Below are 21334 nucleotides of genomic sequence, written 5' to 3'. Positions count from 1 at the left end.
CATGCATAGACATGGCGCCCGCTATCCTGCCAATTACTTGGTCAGGATAAAACCCTTCAGCTTCGAGAATGCCGTTTCCAGCAGATCTTTTTGCTGTGCGTAGTGCTTGTCATAGTAACCGACAGCAGGCGACGCCGAAGCAGGACGGCCGGCGTAAGCCAGACGCTGACCCGATTCCAGGCCTTCGAAGATGTTGTGCTGGATCTGGAACCAGGCGCCCTGGTTTTGCGGCTCGTCCTGGGCCCATACGACTTCAACCAGGTTCGGGAACTTCTTCAGTTCAGCAGCGAACGACTTGTGCGGGAACGGATACAGCTGTTCCAGGCGCACGATGGCCGTGTCGGTCTGGCCGCGTGTCTTGCGTGCATTGACCAGGTCGTAGTAGACCTTGCCCGAGCAGGCGACGACGCGCTTGACTTTCTTGGCGTCGATTTTGTCGTCGACTTCGCCGATGACGGTCTGGAAACCACCCTTGGCCAGGTCGGTCAGTGGCGAACCGGCATCCTTGTTGCGCAACAGCGACTTCGGCGTCAGGATGACCAGCGGCTTGCGGAACTGGCGCACCATCTGGCGGCGCAGCAAATGGAAGATCTGCGAAGCCGTCGTCGGCTGCACCACTTGCATGTTGTTGTCTGCGCACAGTTGCAGGAAACGCTCAGGACGCGCGGACGAGTGCTCAGGACCCTGGCCTTCGTAGCCGTGCGGCAGCATCATGACCAGGCCAGAGGCGCGGCCCCACTTCACTTCGCCGGAGCTGATGAATTGGTCGATTACCACTTGCGCGCCGTTGGCGAAGTCGCCGAACTGGGCTTCCCAGATCGTCAAGGTGTTCGGTTCAGCGGTCGAGTAGCCGTATTCGAAGGCCAGTACGGCTTCTTCGGACAGCACCGAGTCGATGACGGTGAACGGCGCTTGGTTGTCCGAGACGTTTTGCAGCGGAATGTAGGTACCTGCATCCCAGCGCTCGCGGTTCTGGTCATGCAACACGGCGTGACGGTGCACGAAGGTGCCGCGGCCGGCGTCCTGGCCCGTCAGGCGGATGGCGTAGCCGGACGATACCAGCGATGCGTAGGCCAGGTGTTCGCCCATGCCCCAGTCCAGATTCATTTCGCCACGGCCCATGGTGCCACGGTCGCCCAGCACTTTTTCAACCAGCGAGTGGACCTTGAAGTCTTCCGGCACGGTGGTGATGCGGGTAGCCAGACGTTTCAGTTCCGTCATCGGCACGGCGGTGTCGGCCGAATCGGTCCATTTCTTGTTCAGGAACGGCAGCCAGTCGACGGCGTACTTGTTCTTGAAGTTAGAGATGACTGGATCGACGGTATGCTTGCCGGCGTCCATGGCGTCGCGGAAAGCGGCCACCATCTTGTCGCCGCCATCGGCAGGGATCACGCCTTGCGCTACCAGTTTGTCCGCGTACAGCTTGCGGGTGCCTGGATGCTGGCCGATCTTCTTGTACATCAGTGGCTGCGTCAGTGCCGGAGTATCTTGCTCGTTGTGGCCAAGTTTACGGTAGCAGATGATATCGAGGACGATGTCCTTCTTGAATTCCATGCGGTAGTCGAGCGCAATCTGCGTCGCCAGCACCACGGCTTCGGGATCATCGGCATTGATGTGCAGGACCGGTGCTTCGATCATCTTGACGACGTCCGAGCAGTACAGGGTCGAGCGTGCATCGCGCGGGTCCGAGGTGGTGAAACCGATCTGGTTGTTGATCACGATATGCACCGTGCCGCCCGTATGGTAGCCACGGGTTTGCGCCAGATTCAGCGTTTCCATCACGACACCCTGGCCGGCGAAAGCAGCATCGCCGTGCACCAGGATAGGCAGCACTTGCGCGCCCTGCGCGTCGCCGCGGCGATCCATGCGGGCCTTGACGGAACCTTCGACCACAGGGTTGACGATTTCCAGGTGCGACGGGTTGAACGCCAGCGACAGGTGGACCGGGCCGCCTGCGGTGGAGATGTCCGACGAGAAGCCTTGATGGTACTTCACGTCGCCGGCAGGCAGGTCGTCGCCATGCTTGCCTTCGAATTCTTCGAACAGTTCCTGCGGCGCCTTGCCCAGGGTGTTCACCAGCACGTTCAGGCGGCCGCGGTGGGCCATGCCGATAACGATTTCCTGCACGCCTTTTTCGCCGGCGCGCTGAATGGTTTCATCCATCGAGGCGATGAAGGTTTCGCCGCCTTCCAGGGAGAAGCGCTTCTGGCCCACGTAACGGGTGTGCAGATAGCGTTCCAGGCCTTCCGCCGCGGTCAGGCGGTCGAGGATGTGGATTTTTTTCTCTGGGGTGAAATTCGGGGTGGAGCGGATCGATTCCAGCTTCTCTTGCAACCAGCGCTTTTCGGCCGGATCGGAGATGTACATGAATTCGGCACCGATCGAACGCGTGTAGGTGTCGCGCAGATAGTTCAGCAGATCGCGCAGGGTGGCGGTCTCGGGGCCAAAATAGGTATTGCTGATGTTGAACACGGTGTCCATGTCCGCGTCGGTGAAACCGTAGAAGCTCGGCTCGAGCTCAGGGATCATCGGACGTTCCTGGCGTTGCAATGGATCCAGATTGGCCCAGTGCGAACCGAGGTAGCGATAAGCGGCGATCAGTTGCGTTGCAGCAACACGTTTGCGGCCCATTTCAGCATCGAAGGAAGCGGTCACCGTACGGATCGGACCTGCTTTTGCACGCTCGGCGAACGAGGCGACGACGGAGGCATGCGCCACGTCAGGCTTGTTGCTGCCATCGACTGCAGGCACATGCTGCATAGCGTCGAAATAGGCGCGCCAGTTATCCGGCACCGAGCCTGGATTGTTCAGATACGCCTCGTACAGGTCTTCCACGTACGGAGCATTCCCACCGAACAGGTAGGAGTTGGTCGTTAATTGCTGCATATATTGCTCACCTTTCTTCGCGCTTCGCGAGGAATTAGCGGGTTAATCTAACCTTCCGCGACACGGCCTGACCGGTTAGCGGATTGCACATCAAGTTGTGGGGAAGGGCTTTTTTATTGCACCAGCATTCTGCATACCGTCATTTAGAATAGCACGCGGTATTGTAACGCAACAACCACTAGTTGAATTTTATTTGGCAAGCAAATGTAAGCCGTGTTGTTGATTTTCCCGGGCTTGCAGCCCGTTTCTGTTGCGCTTATGCGATTCCGCCGCCAGCATCGGCGCGACGCTGGCGCGCAAGTGGTCTGACTGATAACGGCGGCGCCCCGATGGCCGCCAGCCAATCGGCATCTCCCGCAAACCACTCCACCAGGAAGTCGAGCATGGTGCGCAGCAGGGGCGACATGTGCTGGCGCGAGGTATAGATGCCGTAGATACCCATATCTTGCGGCACATAAGCAGGCAGCAGCTCCACCAGCTGTCCGCTGGCGATCAGCGGTGCGGCCGAATAGCGCGGCTGCATGGCGATGCCCGCCCCCGCCACCGTCGCCACCAGCAGGACCAGCGATTCATTTGCCGACAGGCGGCCACTGACGGGGACAGTGAGCGCTTCCCCGTCGTGCGTGAATTGCCACAGGCTCTTGCCAAAATACGTATACGTCAGACAATTATGCAGGGCCAGGTCTTCCGCCCGGCGCGGCGTGCCGTGCGCAGCCAGATACGATGGTGCGGCGCACACCACCGACGCGCAACTGGCCAGCTGGCGAGCGATCAGATTCGGCTCGAGCGCGTTCGTGATGCGGATCGCCAGGTCGATGCGCTGCTCCACCAGGTTGACGGCGCGGTTCTCCATCTGCAGGTCGACGGCGGCGCGCGGGTAGCGCCGCAGGTAAGCGGTCACTGCGCCAGCGAGCGCCGTCTGCGCCAGCGATTGCGAACAGGTGATGCGCAGCAAGCCATGTGGCGTATCGAGGCCTTCGGGCGAGGTGACGGCCATGGCGCCGGCCACTTCCAGAATCTGCCGGCAGCGCGCCAGGGTAGCCTCGCCCGCGTCCGTCAAGCTCAAACGGCGTGTGGTGCGATGCAGCAGACGCGCTCCCGCCCACTGCTCCATCTCGGCCAGGTAGCGCGTCACCATGGCGCGCGACATATCGAGCGCCTCGCTGGCGGCCACCATGCTGCCCCGTTCGGCGATAGCGACAAATACTTGTGCGGCGGTGATGCGGTCCATGCGGGCACTCCCTTGATTCGTTCGATCCATGCAACTAAGTATTGCAATCTACCCTATTTCTCGCGCCTGGTCGAAAGGATAATATGCGGGAGAGTATCTAATGTAGAAAGAACAATATGCTTGCACGTGCCGCCCTCTCCTTCCGCGCGCTGGACACCTTCCAGCTGGAGGTGCTTGGATGCGCACCGTCCACTTCCCTGCTGCTGAGCGGCGCGGACGACGCCATCCTTGTCAACACCCAGTTCCTGCGCGACGATGCGGCGCAGTTAGCGCACACCATCGCCGCCAGCGGCAAGCGCCTCACCACCATCTATATCAGCACCGCCGACCCGCAAGCCTATTTCGGCCTGGGCGTGCTGCAGGCAGCCTTTCCGGAGGCCCACATCCTCGCCAGCGGCACCACGGTCGAGGCGATCCGCCGCCAGGCCGGTGCCAGAGTCGCCCACTGGGGCGGCATCCTCAAGCACAATGCGCCGCGCTGCATCGTCCTGCCCCGGCCCTATGATGGCACCAGCCTGCAACTCGAAGGGCGGCAAGTCGCACTGCGCCACCTGGAAGCAGCGCTGGACTGAGCCTGGACCAGCGGCCTTACAAGGCGGCCAGAAAGCGCTCATACTCTTGCGCGCTGCGCGCCAACCGCTCGCCATAGCCCACTTCCTTCGGTCCGTCTTCCGCACCATAGAAGGCAAAGAAGCGGCGGTTGTCGGCGCCGATATACGCCAGGGTGACATCGAACGGCGCCAGCAACTGCGCCAGGGTGACGTTCCACTTGCCTTGCTGCGTAAAGTCTTCCTGCCGGATGCCAGCCGTGACGGCCAGCGCCACCTTGCGGCCCTGGAAGGCATCGCCGCCGGTGCCGTAGGCCCAGCCATACGCCAGCACGTCATCGAGCCACCGCTTCAGCAAGGGCGGGCAGTTGAACCAGTACAGGGGAAACTGCAAGACCACATGGGCGTGCGCTTCCACCAGCGCCTGCTCCCGCGCCACATCGATATTCCCGTCCGGATAAGCCTGCTGCACGTCGTGGATGGTGTAGCGGTCGGGATACTGCGCCAACTCCTGCAGCCAGCGCTTGTTCGCCACCGAAGTATCGATGGAAGGATGGAAGACGATAACGAGGGTTTTCTTCATGCTGCTTTCCTGAGTAAGGGATGGATGGACCGGCCCTGCCTTCCAAGGAAAGCAGGCAAGCCGGCACCCTGCCCCGTGGCGCGCAGCATGTGGCCGCGCGCCTCCAGAGGCAGAAACAGCATAGCCATCCCGAGTACTTTTCACAAGTACGCACATTAACTGCCTATACAGTAAGAAAAGTAAGCAACTTAGACGTTAGAAAGTAGCCTGCCATCCACATCCGGATCAGACTGGCTGGTGCCGCTCACCCCACTCGCACAAGGTATGGAGCACGGGGATCAGCGAGGCGCCCTTGCTTGAGAGGGAGTATTCGACCTTGGGCGGCACTTGCGGATACTCCTTGCGGATGATCAGCGCATCGGCCTCGAGCTCCTTCAGGACGACGCTGAGGGTCTTGAAGGCGATGCCACCGAGATGGCGCTTGAGTTCGTTATGCCGCAGCACCGTGTTTTCCGCGAGCGCGTACAGGATCAGCATTTTGTATTTGCCACCGATCAGCGACAAAGTGTAGCCAAATGCCGTATCGCCCAGGGCAACGCCACTGGGGGCGCATGTTTCTTCGTTCATCGCGTTGTGCTTCTCGGTTCTCAGGGTTGAGCCTCACAGCCTAGCAGCTTTGCGTTGCGTCAGCCATGCCTGGCGCATATAAAAAAAGCGAGCCATCAGGCTCGCTTTTTTGCGCCGGGCAGCAAGGCCCGGCAGGAACAATACGCGGTAACTTAAGCGCGCTTGTCCAGTGGCAGTACTTCGCGGGTCGTCGAACCGACGAACAGCTGACGCGGACGGCCGATTTTCTGTTCCGGATCGGCGATCATTTCGTTCCACTGGGCGATCCAGCCGATGGTGCGGGCCATGGCGAAGATACCGGTGAACAGCGACACAGGGATGCCCAGCGCCGATTGCACGATACCCGAGTAGAAGTCGACGTTCGGGTACAGTTTGCGCGAAACGAAGTAGTCGTCGTTCAGTGCAATCTTTTCCAGTTCCATCGCCAGCTTGAACAGCGGGTCGTCTTGCAGGCCCAGCTCTTGCAGCACTTCGTAGCAGGTTTCACGCATCAGCTTGGCGCGTGGATCGAAGTTCTTGTACACGCGGTGGCCAAAGCCCATCAGCTTGACGCCGGAGTTCTTGTCCTTGACTTGCTCGATGAAGGCAGGGATGTTCTCGACGGTGCCGATTTCCTTCAGCATGTTGAGTGCCGCTTCGTTGGCGCCGCCGTGAGCAGGGCCCCACAGGCAGGCGATACCGGCAGCGATACAGGCGAACGGATTGGCGCCCGACGAACCGGCCAGGCGGACGGTCGAGGTCGATGCGTTTTGCTCGTGATCTGCATGCAGGATCAGGATGCGGTCCAGGGCGCGCACCAGCACGTCGTTGACCTTGTACTCTTCGCACGGGTTGGCGAACATCATGTGCATGAAGTTGGCGCTGTACGACAGGTCGTTGCGTGGGTACACAAACGGCTGGCCGACCGAGTACTTGTAGGTCATGGCGACCAAGGTTGGCATCTTGGCGATCAGGCGAATGGCCGACACTTCGCGGTGACGCGGGTCGTTGATGTCCAGCGAATCATGGTAGAACGATGCCAGCGCGCCGACGGTGCCCACCAGGACCGACATCGGATGCGCATCGCGGCGGAAGCCACGGAAGAAGAATTGCATCTGTTCGTGCACCATCGTGTGCTTGGTGACGGTGTCGACGAACTTGGCTTTCTGCGCCGCGTTCGGCAGTTCGCCGTTCAGCAGGAGGTAGCACGATTCCATGAAGTCGGCGTTGACGGCCAACTGTTCGATCGGGTAACCACGGTACAGCAGCTCGCCCTTGTCGCCGTCGATATAGGTGATCGACGAGTTGCAGGCGGCCGTCGACATAAAGCCTGGGTCGTAGGTGAACTTGCCGCTACCGGCGTACAGTTTGCGGATGTCGATGACGTCCGGGCCAACCGTGCCTTTGTAGATTGGAAATTCAAGCGATGGGCTGCCATCGGAGAACGACAGGGTAGCTTTTGTGTCAGAGATATTCATGGGCTCTTCCTTCTCGGGAGTGAGTCGAAATTAAAATCAAAAATTCTGGCTGCAATTCGCACAGCAATTCGGCAGTGCTACAGCGCGCCACTCGCACCGTTTGCAATATATCGCCCAGGCGTCTAGGCAATGCGCAGTCGTTGCAGCAGTGCGCGCACATGCGGCAGATCGACTTCGCCTTCCGGCTCTTTACGGGCCAGTACCAGATCCATTAACGCATTGTCCGATAAATCCAGCAAACGCGTCAGCGCGTCAACTTCTTCATCGGTCAATTCGGTTTCATACGCATCGAGAAAACGGGTCAGGATAATGTCGTTTTCCAGCAGGCCACGGCGTGAACGCCAGCGCAGGCGGGCGCGGTTGGCCGGGTCGGCCTGATGCGAGGACAAAATTGATTCTGTCATTTGGTTTACCACTTTACGTGTGCCTTGCGGCACGGTGCTGCTATGCAGGCGCCGCCCGCAGGCAAGAGAGGATACCCTCTTCCCGCAAACGGCGCCCGGCGGACGCGATCAGACGAATCAGATCGCGCGGCGGACCATCAATTCCTTGATCTTGCCGATCGCCTTGTTCGGGTTCAACCCTTTCGGGCAGACGTCGACGCAGTTCATGATCGAATGGCAGCGGAACAGGCGGTACGGGTCTTCCAGGTTGTCCAGACGCGCACCGGTGGCTTCGTCGCGCGAATCGGCGATGAAGCGGTAGGCTTGCAGCAGACCGGCCGGGCCGACGAATTTGTCCGGATTCCACCAGAACGACGGGCACGACGTGGAGCAGCAAGCGCACAGGATGCACTCGTACAGGCCATCGAGTTCTTCGCGCTGTTCCGGCGACTGCAGGCGCTCTTTTTCAGGCGGGATCGAATCGTTGATCAGGAAAGGCTTGATCGAATCGTATTGCTTGAAAAATTGCGTCATGTCGACGATCAAATCGCGAATGACTGGCAGACCTGGCAACGGACGCAGCACGATAGGCTCGGACAGCTCGTTCAGGTTGGTGGTGCATGCCAGGCCGTTCTTGCCGTTGATGTTCATCGCGTCCGAACCGCACACGCCTTCGCGGCACGAGCGGCGCAGGGCCAGCGAGTCATCGACGTCCGCCTTGATGCGCTGCAGTGCGTCGAGCAGCATCTTGTCGGTGTCTTTCAGTTCGACCGTCAGGTCTTGCATGTACGGCTTGGCATCCTGGTCAGGATCGTAGCGGTAGATTTTGAATTTAAGAGTGCGTGCCATGGTATAGCCTTAGAAAGTACGTGGTTTCGGTTTGAAGGTATCAACCGTCAGCGGCTTGGTCACGACAGGCTTGTATTCCAGTCGGTTGCCTTCCGAATACCACAGAGTGTGCTTCATCCAGTTGTCGTCGTCACGTTGCGGATAGTCATCCTGGGCGTGGGCGCCGCGCGATTCCTTGCGTGCTGCTGCCGAAACGATGGTCGCTTTCGCCGTTTCGATCAGGTTGTCCAGTTCCAGCGCTTCCACACGGGCCGTGTTGAAGACCATCGATTTATCCTTGAAGGAGACGTGCTTGCGGCGCTCGTCGAGCTTCATGATTTCTTCGACGCCCTTGTTCAGCATCTCGTCGGTACGGAACACGCCACAGTACTTCTGCATCGTTGCGCGGATGTCGTTCGCCACGCCCTGCACGGTCTCCGTGCCGGTCGAGTTTTCCAGGCGCGCCAGGCGGCCCATGGCAAATTCGGCAGCATCGGCTGGCAAAGGCTTGTTTTCCTTGGCTTTCAGGCCGCTGTTGACGATGTGGTTGCCGGCCGCGCGGCCGAAGACCACCAGGTCGAGCAGCGAGTTCGTGCCCAGGCGGTTGGCGCCGTGCACCGACACGCAGGCGCATTCGCCGATTGCGTACAGGCCGTTGACGACCTTGGCCGAATTATCCGGACCGGTCGGGGTGACGACCTGGCCGTGGATGTTCGTTGGAATGCCGCCCATCTGGTAGTGAATCGTCGGCACGACAGGAATCGGTTCCTTGGTGGCATCGACGTTGGCGAACTTGTGGCCGATTTCCAGGATCGACGGCAGGCGCTTGGCAATGGTATCGGCGCCGATATGGCGCAGGTCCAGCATCACGTGGTCCTTGTTCGGACCGCAGCCGCGGCCTTCCTTGATTTCCTGGTCCATCGAACGCGATACGAAGTCGCGCGGCGCCAGATCCTTCAGGGTCGGCGCATAGCGCTCCATGAAGCGTTCGCCTTCGCTATTGATCAGGATGCCGCCTTCGCCGCGCACGCCTTCGGTGATCAATACGCCCGCGCCGGCCACGCCGGTCGGGTGGAACTGCCAGAATTCCATGTCTTGCAGTGGCAGGCCGGCACGTGCCGCCATGCCCATGCCGTCACCGGTGTTGATGAAGGCATTCGTCGACGCGGCGAAGATACGGCCTGCGCCGCCCGTTGCCATGACCGTCGTCTTTGCTTCCAGGATCATGCATTCGCCGGTTTCCATTTCCAGCGCGACTACACCGATCACGTCGCCTTCGGCGTCGCGGATCAGGTCGAGCGCCATCCATTCGACGAAGAAGTGCGTACGGGCGCGCACGTTGCGCTGGTACAGGGTGTGCAACAGGGCGTGACCGGTACGGTCGGCCGCTGCGCAAGCGCGCTGCACCGGCTTTTCGCCGAAGTGGGCCGTGTGGCCGCCGAAAGGACGCTGATAGATGGTGCCGTCAGGGTTGCGGTCGAATGGCATGCCGAAGTGTTCCAGTTCGTACACGACCTTCGGTGCTTCGCGGCACATGAATTCGATGGCATCCTGGTCGCCCAGATAGTCGCCACCCTTGACGGTGTCGAACATGTGCCAGAACCAGTTGTCTTCGGCCATGTTGCCGAGCGACGCGCCGATACCGCCCTGCGCCGCAACGGTGTGCGAGCGGGTCGGGAAAACTTTCGACAGGACTGCGACGTTCAGGCCGGCTTCAGCCAGCTGCAACGACGCGCGCATGCCGGAACCGCCGGCGCCAACGATTACCGCATCAAAGCGGCGGGTAGGAATTGCAGATTTATATGCTGCCACGATTACACACTCCAGAGTATCTGCACCGTCCAAGCGGCACAAGCGATCAACCACAGCATGGTGGCAATTTGCAGCGTCAAACGGAGGCCAGCGCTTTTCACGTAGTCCATCCAGATATCGCGTACGCCAACCCATGCGTGGTAAAACAGGGCAACGAAAGTCACCAGGCTGAACAATTTAAACCACTGCTGTGCGAACAGACCGGCCCAGCCTTCATAGCTGAAGTTACTGCCGGTAAGGAAGGAAATCAGCAGGATGGCCACATAGGCCACCATGACGATGGCGGTGACGCGTTGCGCCAGCCAGTCGCGCAAGCCGTAATGGGCACCGACGACGAGGCGTTTCGGTCCGATGTTATTGTCTGCCATTAAAATACTCCAAACAGTTTCAAAGCGACCAGGGCCGTCAGCACCAGGCTGACAACCAGCACGGACGTCGCGGTCTTGCGTGCCGAATCTTTTTCGATAGCAACGTGGACATCCATGAACAGGTGGCGGACGCCGGCGCAGAAGTGGTGCAGGAAGGCCCAGACCAGAGCCAGGGTGATCAGCTTGACGAACCAGTGCGATGCGATGCCCTGGAAGTAAGCGTAGGACATCTCGGAACGCAAGCTCTGTTCCAGCATGTACAGGATGCAGGGCAGCAGGGCGAAAATGATAAAGCCGCTGATGCGATGCAGGATCGAGACGATGGCGCCGACAGCCATGCGGTAGTTCGACAATTCGGTAACATGAATGTTACGGAATTCCGGCCGTTCTTTTTTTGGTACTTCTCTTACGGCTTCAGACATAACAAAAACCTCCCCTTGATAACTTAAATATTGAAGCGAAGCCGCGATTTTCGCCTATTTTCGCAACCCACACCAATATCTATTGTTGCATATAACCAAAATGGTTTTTTACTACAAAATATCGCGCTACTTTCCGTAGTTCACGTAATTTAATTACAGAATCGCCGGCAAAGCACGGCCCGCCGAGGCGGGCCGTGCTTTAGCTGCGCTTTCTGCTGTCTCCGTTGCCCGCCTTGCGGCAGGCATCTTGCAAGCGATGCACTTCAGCCCTGCTGCTTGTGCGGACGCCCGCGGGCGCCCCGCCGCTTCAGCTGAGTTCATTCTGATAATGATGACGACTGGTCAGGTACAAGCCCCGGCGCAGTTCGACCGGCTTGTCGCCGTAGGTAAACGACACGCGCTCGGAACTGAGCAAAGGCGTGCCAAGGTCGATATTCAAGAGCTGCGCGGCACCGGCATCGGCGCACACGGCGCGGATCTGCTCGGACGCGCGTATCATGCGCGTGCCAAATTCCGTTTCAAACAGGCCATACATCGGGCCCTTGTATTCCACCAGGCGCTCGGCCGTCAGACCTTTGAAGATCAGGCCGGGCAACCACAGCTCCTCGACGATGGTCGGCACGCCGTCGAAATACTGCACGCGCTTGATGAAGATGACGGCATCGCCGGACTTCAGATCCATCAGGCGCGCCACGTCGGCGGGCGCGCGCACGCGCTTGACTTCGATGAACTTGCTTTCGGGATAGTGCGGCACGCCTTCGTCCGGCACCAGGCGCAGGAAGCGGAAATGCGCGCGCGCCTCATGGTGGGTGGAAACAAAAGTGCCCTTGCCCTGGCGACGCATGACGAGGTTCTCGGCCGCCAGTTCGTCGATGGCCTTGCGCACCGTACCCTGGCTGACCTTGAAACGCCCTGCCAGCTCGACTTCGCTGGGAATCAGCTCGCCCGGCTTCCATTCGCCAGATTGCAGGCTCTGCGTAATGAGCGCCTTGATCTGCTGGTACAGGGGGCTGAAGGTGGGAGAAGGGCTGGCAACGGGCATCGCCGTCGCAGTGGTATTGCTGCTGGCCACTACGGTGACTGGCGTGCCGGCAGGTACGGCGACGGGCGTGGCCGGGGAGCTCGCGGTCGGACTGACCGCCCCGCTTGCAGCAGTGGCATTGTTGGTCAGATTGGACGAGGCGGAATTCATAGTCCGACATTTCAACACAAATCACTGCCCGCGTCCAGTAAAACACTCGTAGTTATCTGTCTTATATAAGACATAAGATATGATTGACAGATACAGATCAGGGGCCTAAACTGCCTTCGATAAAACTTGTGAACCACCGTTTTATGTTGTCGGCCAGCCACTCTGGCCTCGTGCAGCACGAGCGTGACGGCGGCGTACACCAGCAATTCGGTGGCGCGTGCCGGTTTTGGTATCATTATAGTTTTTCCGGATAAGCGTAAGCCCAGCTTCAAGCCCGTTTTCTTTCCCATTTTTGGAGATTCATCATGGCTAAAACCCCAATGCGTGTTGCAGTGACCGGCGCCGCCGGCCAGATCGGCTACGCCCTGTTGTTCCGCATCGCCAATGGCGACATGCTCGGCAAAGACCAGCCTGTCATCTTGCAACTGCTTGAAATCCCGGACGAAAAAGCCCAGAAGGCGCTCAAGGGCGTAATGATGGAAATCGACGACTGCGCCTTCCCGCTGCTGACCGAAATGACCGCCCACTCCGATCCGCTGACCGCATTCAAGGATGTCGACGTAGCCGTACTGGTTGGCGCGCGTCCACGCGGCCCAGGCATGGAACGCAAGGACCTGCTGGAAGCGAACGCACAGATCTTCACGGTGCAAGGCAAGGCGCTCGACGCCGTCGCTTCGCGCAATGTCAAAGTCCTGGTGGTCGGCAACCCTGCCAACACCAACGCTTACATCGCCATGAAATCGGCACCGTCGCTGCCGGCGAAAAACTTCACCGCCATGCTGCGCCTGGACCACAACCGCGCGCTGTCGCAAGTCGCTGCCAAGACCGGCACCGCCGTGAAAGACATCGAGAAGCTGACCGTATGGGGCAACCACTCGCCAACCATGTACGCCGACTACCGCTTCGCCACGGTGAACGGCAAGGCCGTCAAGGACCTGATCAACGACCAGGAATGGAACGCCAACACCTTCCTGCCGACCGTCGGCAAGCGCGGCGCGGCCATCATCGAAGCGCGCGGCCTGTCGTCGGCAGCGTCGGCAGCGAACGCAGCCATCGACCACATCCATGACTGGATGCTGGGCACGGCTGGCAAGTGGACCACCATGGGCGTTCCTTCGGATGGCTCGTATGGCATCCCTGAAGGCACCGTGTTCGGCTTCCCGGTCACCACCGACAACGGTGAGTACACCATCGTTCAAGGTCTGGAAATCGATGCATTCTCGCAAGAGCGCATCAACCTGACCCTGAAAGAACTGACCGAAGAGCGCGAAGGCGTGAAACACCTGCTGGCCTAAATCCAGTATTGGCGGCGCGGCCTGAGCGCCGCCCGCCAAGAAGGCCGCCCCGCGAGATTCGCGGCGCGGCTGTTTTATCAAGTAGTTTTTACCTGCAGAAATGCCTTAAGCATGCACCCTTCCGAGGTTTTATTCCAAGGCAAACGCCAGCCGCTGTTGCTCGCCGCTTGCGACCACTACGCCGGCTCTGAAAAGCTGATGCGTAAATCGATTGCTTTGCAACAAGAGCTTGGCCCCCTGTTCGACATCACGTTCGACTGCGAAGACGGCGCCAGCGCCGGCAATGAAGAAACCCACGCCCACATGATCGCCGGCCTGCTGGCCAGCGACGAGAACCAGTTCAACCGCATCGGCGTACGCGTGCACGACGTCGACAGCCCGTTTTTCACGCGCGACGTGGAAATCATCTGCACCGCAGCGGCCCGCCTGGCCTACATCGCCGTGCCCAAGGTGGGCGGCGTGCAGGATGCCATGCTGGCCATCGACCTGATCAACCTGCACGCGCGCCGCGCCGGCCGCGACAACCTGCCCGTGCATATCCTGATCGAGACGCATGGGGCGCTGCGCGACGCCTACGCCATCGCGGCCCTGCCCCAGGTCGAATGCCTGTCGTTCGGCATCATGGATTTCGTCTCGGCCCATTACGGCGCCATTCCCGCCGCCGCCATGCGTACGCCGGGCCAGTTCACGCACCCGCTGGTGGTGCGCGCCAAGCTGGAAGTGGCGGCCGCCTGCCACGCGCACGGCAAGGTGCCGTCGCACAATGTGACGACGGACGTGCGCGATTCGGCCGTGGTGGCGAATGACGCCCAGCGCGCAACGGCCGAGTTCGGCTACACGCGCATGTGGAGCATCCATCCGGACCAGATCAAGCCCATCATCAAGGCCTTCACGCCGCGCCTGTCCGAAGTCAACGAGGCCAGCAACATTCTGAATGAAGCGCTGCGCGCCAACTGGGGACCGATTGCGCAAAATGGCCGCTTGCATGACCGCGCCAGCTACCGATATTATTGGACCGTTTTGCAACGCGCCAAACTGGCAGGCCTGGGCCTGCCCGAGGCGGCCGCTGCATTACTCAACGCGCTGCCTACCAGCACCACTGAAAACTGACAGGAATTACACGATGTCCATCTCCAAATTAGCAATTGCCTGCAGCGTCGCGCTGGGCGCCATGACCCTCACGCTGGCGCCAGCCAGCTTCGCCGCCACGGCAGAGGCAAATGCCAAGGCAGTCAAGGCCAAGCCGAAAGCCAAGGCCACCAAGGCCAAGGCGGCCGCCAAGGAAGCCCATCCGCTGGCCATGTCGGTCGCCGACAAGGAAGAAGCCGATGAACCGAACACCGCAGGCTCGGCCTCCACCGATTTCAATTGTGAACTTGGTAATAAAATTACCATCTACACCAATGCTACTGACGACAAACACATCGCCCTGCGCTGGAAGAAGCGCCTGCACCGCCTGAGCCGCGTTGGCACCACCACCGGCGCCAACCGCTTCGAGAACCGCTTGTACGGCCTGGTCTGGATCGGTATCCCCGCCAAAGGCATGCTGCTCGATTCCAAGCAGGGCCGCCAGCTGGCCAATGAATGCAAGGATGCGGAGCAAGCCAAACCGGCGGCAGTGGTGGAAGCCCCGCCATCGCTGGGCGTCTTGCCAGTTACCGGCGGCTGATGTGCGCAGCAAGGGCCTCTTCGGGGGCTCAGTCATGTTTTTTAATTTGAATAATCAATAAATAGACGATACCCAACAAGGAGAGGTCATGTCCCGCAACACTCTGAACACGCTCAAGGACTTTAATATTTCGGATAGCAAGAAGGGCAAGCTGTATTCCCTGCCTGCGCTGGAAAAAAGCCTGGGCATCAATGTCTCCCGCCTGCCAGTGTCGATTCGCATCGTGCTCGAATCGGTACTGCGCAACTGCGACGGCAAAAAAGTCACCGAAGAACACGTCAAGCAATTGGCGAGCTGGGGCCCGACCGCCGAGCGCACCGACGAGATCCCGTTCGTAGTAGCGCGCGTCGTGCTGCAAGACTTCACCGGCGTACCTCTGCTGGCCGACCTGGCAGCGATGCGCAACGTGGCCGCCAAGATGGGTATCAACGCCAAGAAGATCGAACCGCTGGTGCCGGTCGACCTGGTGGTCGACCACTCGGTGACCATCGATCACTACCGCGAAAAGAAAGCGCTGGACCTGAACATGAAACTGGAATTCTCGCGTAACAACGAGCGTTACCAGTTCATGAAATGGGGCATGCAGGCATTCGACACCTTCGGCGTCGTGCCACCAGGCTTCGGCATCGTCCACCAGGTCAACCTGGAATACTTGGCGCGCGGCGTGCACCACGCAGGCAAGAAAGCCGGCGATGTGTACTACCCTGACACCCTGGTCGGCACCGACTCGCACACCACCATGATCAACGGCATCGGCGTGGTCGGCTGGGGTGTGGGCGGCATCGAGGCGGAAGCCGGCATGCTGGGCCAGCCAGTCTACTTCCTGACGCCAGACGTCATCGGCGTGAACCTGACCGGCGCCCTGCGCGAAGGCTGTACCGCCACCGACCTGGTGCTGACCATCACCGAATTGCTGCGCAAAGAGAAAGTCGTCGGCAAGTTCGTCGAATTCTTCGGCGAAGGCACCGAATCGCTGACCCTGACGGACCGCGCGACGATCGCCAACATGGCACCGGAATACGGCGCGACCATGGGCTTCTTCCCGGTCGACGACGCGACCATCGATTACTTCAAGGGCACCGGCCGCAGCAAGGCTGAAATCGCCGCGTTCGAAGGCTACTTCAAGGCGCAAAACCTGTACGGCATTCCAAAAGCGGGCGACATCGACTACACCCGCGTGGTGGAACTGAACCTGGCGTCGGTCGCTCCGTCGCTGGCCGGCCCGAAACGCCCGCAGGATCGTATCGAAATCGGCAACGTCAAGGCGAACTTCGCCGAGCTGTTCGCCAAGCCAACCACGGAAAACGGCTTCAACAAGAATCCGGCCGACCTGGCTGCCGTGTACGAAACGACGAACGGCGTGAAAGTGTCGAACGGCGACGTGCTGATCGCCGCGATCACCTCGTGCACCAATACCTCGAACCCGAGCGTGATGCTGGCTGCCGGCCTGCTGGCCAAGAAAGCCGTGGAAGCCGGCCTGAAAGTCGCACCGCACATCAAGACCTCGCTGGCTCCCGGCTCGCGCGTCGTGACCGAGTACCTGACCGCTGCCGGCCTGCTGCCATACCTGGAAAAACTGGGCTTCGGCGTGACCGCCTACGGCTGCACCACCTGTATCGGCAATGCGGGCGACCTGACGCCTGAGCTGAACGCAGCCATCGCCACGCACGACATCGTCGCCTCGGCCGTGCTGTCGGGCAACCGCAACTTCGAAGCGCGTATTCATCCGAACATCCGCTCGAACTTCCTGGCTTCGCCACCGCTGGTCGTCGCCTACGCCATCGCCGGCAACATGACGCGCGACCTGATGACCGAGCCAGTCGGCAAGGGCAAGGGCGGCAAGGACATCTACCTGGGCGACATCTGGCCAAGCTCGGCTGAAGTGTCGGCCATGATGAAGTTCGCCATGAACGCCAAGGTGTTCAAGGACAACTACGCCGACGTCAAGGGCGCACCAGGCAAGCTGTGGGAAAAAGTCACCACCGTGTCCGGTCAAGTCTACAACTGGCCGAAATCGACCTACATCGCGGAACCACCGTTCTTCGACAACTTCTCGATGACGCCAGCAGCTGTCGCCACCGGCATCGAAGGCGCGCGCGCACTGGGCGTGTTCGGCGATTCCATCACCACCGACCACATCTCGCCAGCCGGCTCGATCCAGGAAAACGGCCCTGCAGGCAAGTGGCTGAAGGAAAACGGCGTCCTGAAAGCGGACTTCAACTCCTATGGCTCGCGTCGCGGCAACCATGAAATCATGATGCGCGGCACGTTTGCCAACGTGCGTATCAAAAACCGCATGATCCCTGCCAAGGCAGACGGTTCGGCAGTCGAAGGCGGCATCACGATTCACCAGCCTTCCGGCGAACAGATGTCGATCTACGACGCAGCGATGAAGTATGTTGCTGAAGGTACGCCAACCATGGTCTTCGGCGGCGAAGAGTACGGTACGGGCTCGTCGCGCGACTGGGCCGCCAAGGGCACCCAACTGCTGGGCGTGAAAGCCGTGATCACCCGTTCGTTCGAACGCATCCACCGCTCGAACCTGGTGGGCATGGGCGTACTGCCACTGCAATTCATCGGCGACGACAGCGTGCAAACCCTGGGTATCACCGGCAATGAAACCTTCGACCTGAAAGGCCTCGAAGGCGAAATCAAGCCACAGCAACTGGCTACCCTGGTGATCCACCGCGCCGACGGCACCAGCGTCGACGTGAAAGTGCTGCTGCGCATCGATACGCCTATCGAAGTCGATTACTACAAGCATGGCGGTATCCTGCCATTCGTGTTGCGTCAACTGCTGGCCGAGTAATCAGCCCAGCTGTAAGGCAAGATAAGAGCGCCGGTTTCGACCGGCGCTTTTTTTCGTCCCTGCACCCCGTTTTTCCTTGAAATTTCGACTATTGGCATGATCTGAGGAGAGCTTACGTATTGCGTGCGGCCGAATCCTCTACAATACGGTTATAAGGGTTTATCATTGTTTGACTGATCCATTTTTTTCACTTTCCGAGACTCTTATCCCGCTATGCGTCGTCCTTCCAAAGATTCATCCCATAAACTGACTGCCGACAGCCAGCGCCTGGTCACCTTTGCCCAGGCGATCGTACAGGCAGCCAGCCGTCTCGAAGAGCGGTCCTGGGAACACAGCCTGGATACGCAGCTCCAGAAATTACTCAAAACCGGCCACCAGGACACCATCGACAACACCCTGGGCAGCCTGTTCAAGGAAGACTTGAACGCCTACGACGTGCTGATGGACTGCGTTGAAGCCATCAGTGAATCGACCGTCATCACGCATGAAGACGTGCGCTACGACGCCCTGCTGGTCGCCGTGCCCATCCTCGCGTGGACGCGCTTTTCCATCGCTTCCGGCGCCATGGCCGGCGACGCGCACGGCGTATTGTCCGCACACTTTGCGGCCCACCTGCTGGCCGATGGCACGAAGATGGCCATGGCGCCAACCCTGTACTCGATCGACCAGCTGCCGCGCAGCCACGTCGAGACCTATGCCAAGACGCAGAAGCTGGCACTGGCCGCTCTGAAAGGCACGGCCGTCAAGCCATCAAGCAAAGAAGCCGAAACGGCGCCCTTCCTGGCCGATACGCGCTACCTGCTGGTGGCCGTGGTGGCGCCAAGCGGCGCACCGCTGTTCCGCTGGCAGACGCCGTCGAACCAGCTCGACTTCATCGCCGAGCGCAGCGCCGCCCTGGAACAATGGCGCACGCAGGCAACGCCGACGATTGCCCGCCTGCTGCCCGGCTGCGGCCTGGAACTGCTGCTGCCGGAAGCGTACTACGTGGCCTGCCGCGAAGCGGACAAGCTGATACGCCCCGTTTCCGTGCGCGCCGCCGTGCACTACCTGACGCACACGCTGGCCATCGAGCCGTCGGAACTGCGCGCCGTCATCGCCGGTTTCGGCGAGGAAGCGGCCGATGGGCAGGTGGATGAGTACCGCATCGCCTTCACCCTGCGCCAGGCGCCGGACGTCATCTACGGCATCGTCTGGCCTTTATATGGCCAGGAAGACGAGGATGGCACGCCGATCGAAGGCCTGATCCAGGTCGGCATCGCCGCGCTGGACAAGCAAAAGACGCCCGTCGATGAAATCATCGAGCACCTGAACGCGGCCGGCGTGACGCAGATCAAGCGCCACGCGGAACGCTTTGTCGGTGAATACTGCGACGATTGCGGCGCACCTTTGTTTGCCGATCCCGTCGGCGAGCTGGCGCATGCGGAAATGCCGGAAGATACGCCGCAAGGTACCGAGCATTTCCACTGATGCTGTAACGGTGTTGTCGGATTACGCCGTACCGGCTAATCCGACCTACGATGCCGGTACGGGCTGTAGGTCGGATTCGCGCGCAGCGCGTAATCCGACAACACCACCAGCGCATGCAAAAAAGGCGGAACCTCGGTTCCGCCTTTTTCATTGCAACAAGCTTTTTAACGCGCCATCACCACTGTGAAAACGGGTGGCGGATCAGGTTCGCGTTGTAGTAGCGCGCATCGCCCGACACTTCCGCGCCGACCCAGTCGGGTTTCTCGAAGGGCTGGTCTTCCGAAGCCAGTTCGATCTCGGCCACGATCAAACCCGCATTCGCGCCCAGAAACTCGTCGACTTCCCACACCATGCCCGCATGTTCGATGCGGTGGCGATACTTTTCGATCAGCGGCTGTTCACACAGGCCGTCGAGCAGTTCGGCCGCATCGGCCAGCGGAATCGGATACTCCCACTCGCCGCGCGTCGCGCCCACGTTCGCGCCCTTGATGGTCAGCATCGCCTGCTCGCCCTCGATGCGCACGCGCACCACGCGCTCGCGCGCCGACGATAAATAGCCCTGGCGCAGCAATACAGCCTGCCCCAGGCCGCGCCAGGCGTCGCCTTGCAACAGGAATTTACGCTCGATCTCGACGCCCATGATCAACGCCGTTCAATCCAGCGACAGCAGGATGGGCTGCAGCATGGCCGCGCCCAGTGCCGCGCTGCGCGCGCCATTCCAGCCCACGGCCGGATCGGGCAAGTCGGCGTTTTCCTTGAACGGCATTTCCAGGGTCAGCGCCAGGCAGCCGAAGTGGTGGCCGATGTACTTCGATGCCAGGGTCAGCATGTCCGACTTGTACTTGCTGGCCGCATAGCCGAACTTGTCCTGGAAGTCAGGGCTGGCCTGCTTGTAGCGCTCAATGAAGGCTTTCTGGTGCGCCGCTTGCGCCGGCGTGAAGTTTTCCAGCATTTCATTGCCGGCCACGAAGTTGTACGGCAACGCTTCATCGCCGTGGATGTCGAAGAACATGTCGACGCCCGTCTCGTGGATCTTGTTTTTCACGCACAGCACTTCCGGGCTGGACTCCAGTGATGGCGTCATCCATTCACGGTTCAGGTTGGCGCCTGCCGCATTCGTGCGCAGGTTGCCGCGGATGGAACCGTCCGGGTTCATGTTCGGCACGATGTGGAACACGGCCCGCTGCAACAGCTTGCGCGCGATCGGGTTGGCGTCGTCCAGCAGGGAATCGATCAGGCCTTCGACGAACCATTCGGCCATCGATTCGCCCGGATGCTGGCGCGCGATGACCCAGATTTTCTTTTCCGCCTGCGGGTTGCCAATGGTGACCATATTCATGTCGCGGCCGTCGACCGTGCTGCCCAGGTCGGAGACGCGCGCCAGCGGATGCTCGGCCACTTCGCCCAGCAGGCGCAAATGGCGCTCCCACGAATACGGTTCGAAATAGGCGTAGTACACGCTGTCGAGTTCCGGCGTATGCGAAATCGTCATGACCTGGCCGTCGAACGAGGTCGGCACGCGGAACCAGTTTTCGCTGTCGTAGCTGGCCACGGCCTGGTAGCCTTCATAGCCGGCAGGATAGGTGGCCTGGCCCGCGTTCAGGATGCGCATCGTGCATGCCTGGTCCCGGGCGCCCTGCAGGCGGAAGTGGAACCACTGATGGATGTCCGCGTGGCTATCCTTGCGCAAGTTCAGGTCGATGGCAGCAAAGCTCGTGGCGCTTACTACGTCGATGGCGCCCGAGTCGAAGTTCTGGCTGATTTTAATGGTCATGTAATGATCCCGTCCGAATGTAAGTGTTCCGGCGTTGCCTCGT

The 21334-nt window shown here is 60.3% G+C and carries 19 protein-coding genes; 6 read left to right on the top strand and 13 right to left on the bottom strand.

Annotated features, from left to right (window positions below; all coding sequences use genetic code 11):
• Positions 1–33: 33 nt before the first annotated feature.
• Together ACQ4WZ_RS03100 and ACQ4WZ_RS03095 are read right to left on the bottom strand one after the other, a co-directional pair.
• Complete coding sequence (locus ACQ4WZ_RS03100; RefSeq protein WP_101482185.1) at positions 34–2886, bottom strand: 2-oxoglutarate dehydrogenase E1 component; 2853 nt, start codon at positions 2884–2886, stop codon at positions 34–36.
• Positions 2887–3142: 256 nt separating this feature from the next.
• Positions 3143–4117, bottom strand: a complete 975-nt coding sequence (locus ACQ4WZ_RS03095; RefSeq protein WP_436572552.1) for a LysR family transcriptional regulator — start codon at positions 4115–4117, stop codon at positions 3143–3145.
• 116 nt (positions 4118–4233) lie between these two features.
• Here ACQ4WZ_RS03095 and ACQ4WZ_RS03090 point away from each other — a divergent pair, with 116 nt between their 5' ends.
• On the top strand, positions 4234–4689 hold the full coding sequence (locus tag ACQ4WZ_RS03090) for an MBL fold metallo-hydrolase (protein WP_436572551.1): 456 nt from the start codon (positions 4234–4236) through the stop codon (positions 4687–4689).
• Between the two features lie 16 nt (positions 4690–4705).
• On the opposite strand, the gene ACQ4WZ_RS03085 is transcribed toward ACQ4WZ_RS03090, so the two are convergent.
• The 9 genes from ACQ4WZ_RS03085 to ACQ4WZ_RS03045 all read right to left on the bottom strand — a co-directional run bounded on the left by ACQ4WZ_RS03085 (position 4706) and on the right by ACQ4WZ_RS03045 (position 12277).
• On the bottom strand, positions 4706–5248 hold the full coding sequence (locus tag ACQ4WZ_RS03085; RefSeq protein ID WP_436572550.1) for an NAD(P)H-dependent oxidoreductase: 543 nt from the start codon (positions 5246–5248) through the stop codon (positions 4706–4708).
• A 225-nt stretch (positions 5249–5473) separates the two neighbouring features.
• On the bottom strand, positions 5474–5815 hold the full coding sequence (locus ACQ4WZ_RS03080; protein WP_133990042.1) for a winged helix-turn-helix transcriptional regulator: 342 nt from the start codon (positions 5813–5815) through the stop codon (positions 5474–5476).
• Positions 5816–5967: 152 nt separating this feature from the next.
• The gene (gene gltA, locus ACQ4WZ_RS03075; RefSeq protein ID WP_101482189.1) at positions 5968–7272 is read right to left on the bottom strand and encodes a citrate synthase; all 1305 of its coding nucleotides are present in this window, start codon (positions 7270–7272) and stop codon (positions 5968–5970) included.
• Between the two features lie 122 nt (positions 7273–7394).
• Positions 7395–7676 carry an FAD assembly factor SdhE gene (locus ACQ4WZ_RS03070; RefSeq protein ID WP_034752073.1) on the bottom strand — a complete coding sequence of 94 codons (282 nt, stop codon included), beginning with the start codon at positions 7674–7676 and terminating at the stop codon, positions 7395–7397.
• Between the two features lie 117 nt (positions 7677–7793).
• Positions 7794–8504, bottom strand: a complete 711-nt coding sequence (locus ACQ4WZ_RS03065; RefSeq protein ID WP_034752075.1) for a succinate dehydrogenase iron-sulfur subunit — start codon at positions 8502–8504, stop codon at positions 7794–7796.
• A 9-nt stretch (positions 8505–8513) separates the two neighbouring features.
• Positions 8514–10295 (bottom strand): succinate dehydrogenase flavoprotein subunit, encoded by a 1782-nt coding sequence (gene sdhA / locus ACQ4WZ_RS03060; RefSeq protein WP_101482190.1) that lies wholly within the window; start codon positions 10293–10295, stop codon positions 8514–8516.
• 2 nt (positions 10296–10297) lie between these two features.
• Complete coding sequence (sdhD, locus tag ACQ4WZ_RS03055; RefSeq protein WP_071076254.1) at positions 10298–10663, bottom strand: succinate dehydrogenase, hydrophobic membrane anchor protein; 366 nt, start codon at positions 10661–10663, stop codon at positions 10298–10300.
• Positions 10663–11085, bottom strand: coding sequence for a succinate dehydrogenase, cytochrome b556 subunit (gene sdhC / locus ACQ4WZ_RS03050; RefSeq protein WP_436572549.1), 423 nt, complete (start codon positions 11083–11085; stop codon positions 10663–10665). The genes sdhD and sdhC overlap by 1 nt, the downstream gene beginning before the upstream one ends.
• Positions 11086–11392: 307 nt before the next feature.
• Complete coding sequence (locus tag ACQ4WZ_RS03045) at positions 11393–12277, bottom strand: GntR family transcriptional regulator (RefSeq protein ID WP_436572548.1); 885 nt, start codon at positions 12275–12277, stop codon at positions 11393–11395.
• A gap of 305 nt (positions 12278–12582) precedes the next feature.
• Here ACQ4WZ_RS03045 and ACQ4WZ_RS03040 point away from each other — a divergent pair, with 305 nt between their 5' ends.
• The 5 genes from ACQ4WZ_RS03040 (at position 12583) to ACQ4WZ_RS03020 (ending at position 19517) form a co-directional block, all read left to right on the top strand.
• A complete protein-coding gene (locus ACQ4WZ_RS03040) occupies positions 12583–13572 on the top strand; it encodes a malate dehydrogenase (RefSeq protein ID WP_034789110.1) in 990 nt (329 codons plus the stop codon).
• 111 nt (positions 13573–13683) lie between these two features.
• Positions 13684–14682, top strand: a complete 999-nt coding sequence (locus ACQ4WZ_RS03035) for an HpcH/HpaI aldolase/citrate lyase family protein (RefSeq protein ID WP_101482194.1) — start codon at positions 13684–13686, stop codon at positions 14680–14682.
• A 13-nt stretch (positions 14683–14695) separates the two neighbouring features.
• A complete protein-coding gene (locus tag ACQ4WZ_RS03030; RefSeq protein WP_101482195.1) occupies positions 14696–15241 on the top strand; it encodes a hypothetical protein in 546 nt (181 codons plus the stop codon).
• A gap of 88 nt (positions 15242–15329) precedes the next feature.
• Positions 15330–18050 (top strand): aconitate hydratase AcnA, encoded by a 2721-nt coding sequence (gene acnA, locus ACQ4WZ_RS03025; RefSeq protein ID WP_101482196.1) that lies wholly within the window; start codon positions 15330–15332, stop codon positions 18048–18050.
• Between the two features lie 213 nt (positions 18051–18263).
• Positions 18264–19517 carry a DUF2863 family protein gene (locus tag ACQ4WZ_RS03020; protein WP_101482197.1) on the top strand — a complete coding sequence of 418 codons (1254 nt, stop codon included), beginning with the start codon at positions 18264–18266 and terminating at the stop codon, positions 19515–19517.
• Between the two features lie 175 nt (positions 19518–19692).
• Here the strand turns inward: ACQ4WZ_RS03020 and ACQ4WZ_RS03015 are convergent, their stop codons facing one another.
• On the bottom strand, positions 19693–20157 hold the full coding sequence (locus ACQ4WZ_RS03015; RefSeq protein WP_101484656.1) for a CYTH domain-containing protein: 465 nt from the start codon (positions 20155–20157) through the stop codon (positions 19693–19695).
• A 12-nt stretch (positions 20158–20169) separates the two neighbouring features.
• Complete coding sequence (locus ACQ4WZ_RS03010) at positions 20170–21291, bottom strand: M14 family metallopeptidase (protein WP_133990034.1); 1122 nt, start codon at positions 21289–21291, stop codon at positions 20170–20172.
• Between the last annotated feature and the right edge of the window lie 43 nt (positions 21292–21334).

This window comes from Janthinobacterium darwini (assembly GCF_051380905.1).
In the GTDB taxonomy this organism is placed as follows: Bacteria; Pseudomonadota; Gammaproteobacteria; order Burkholderiales; family Burkholderiaceae_D; genus Janthinobacterium.
This window is presented reverse-complemented; position numbering and strand designations above follow the sequence as displayed.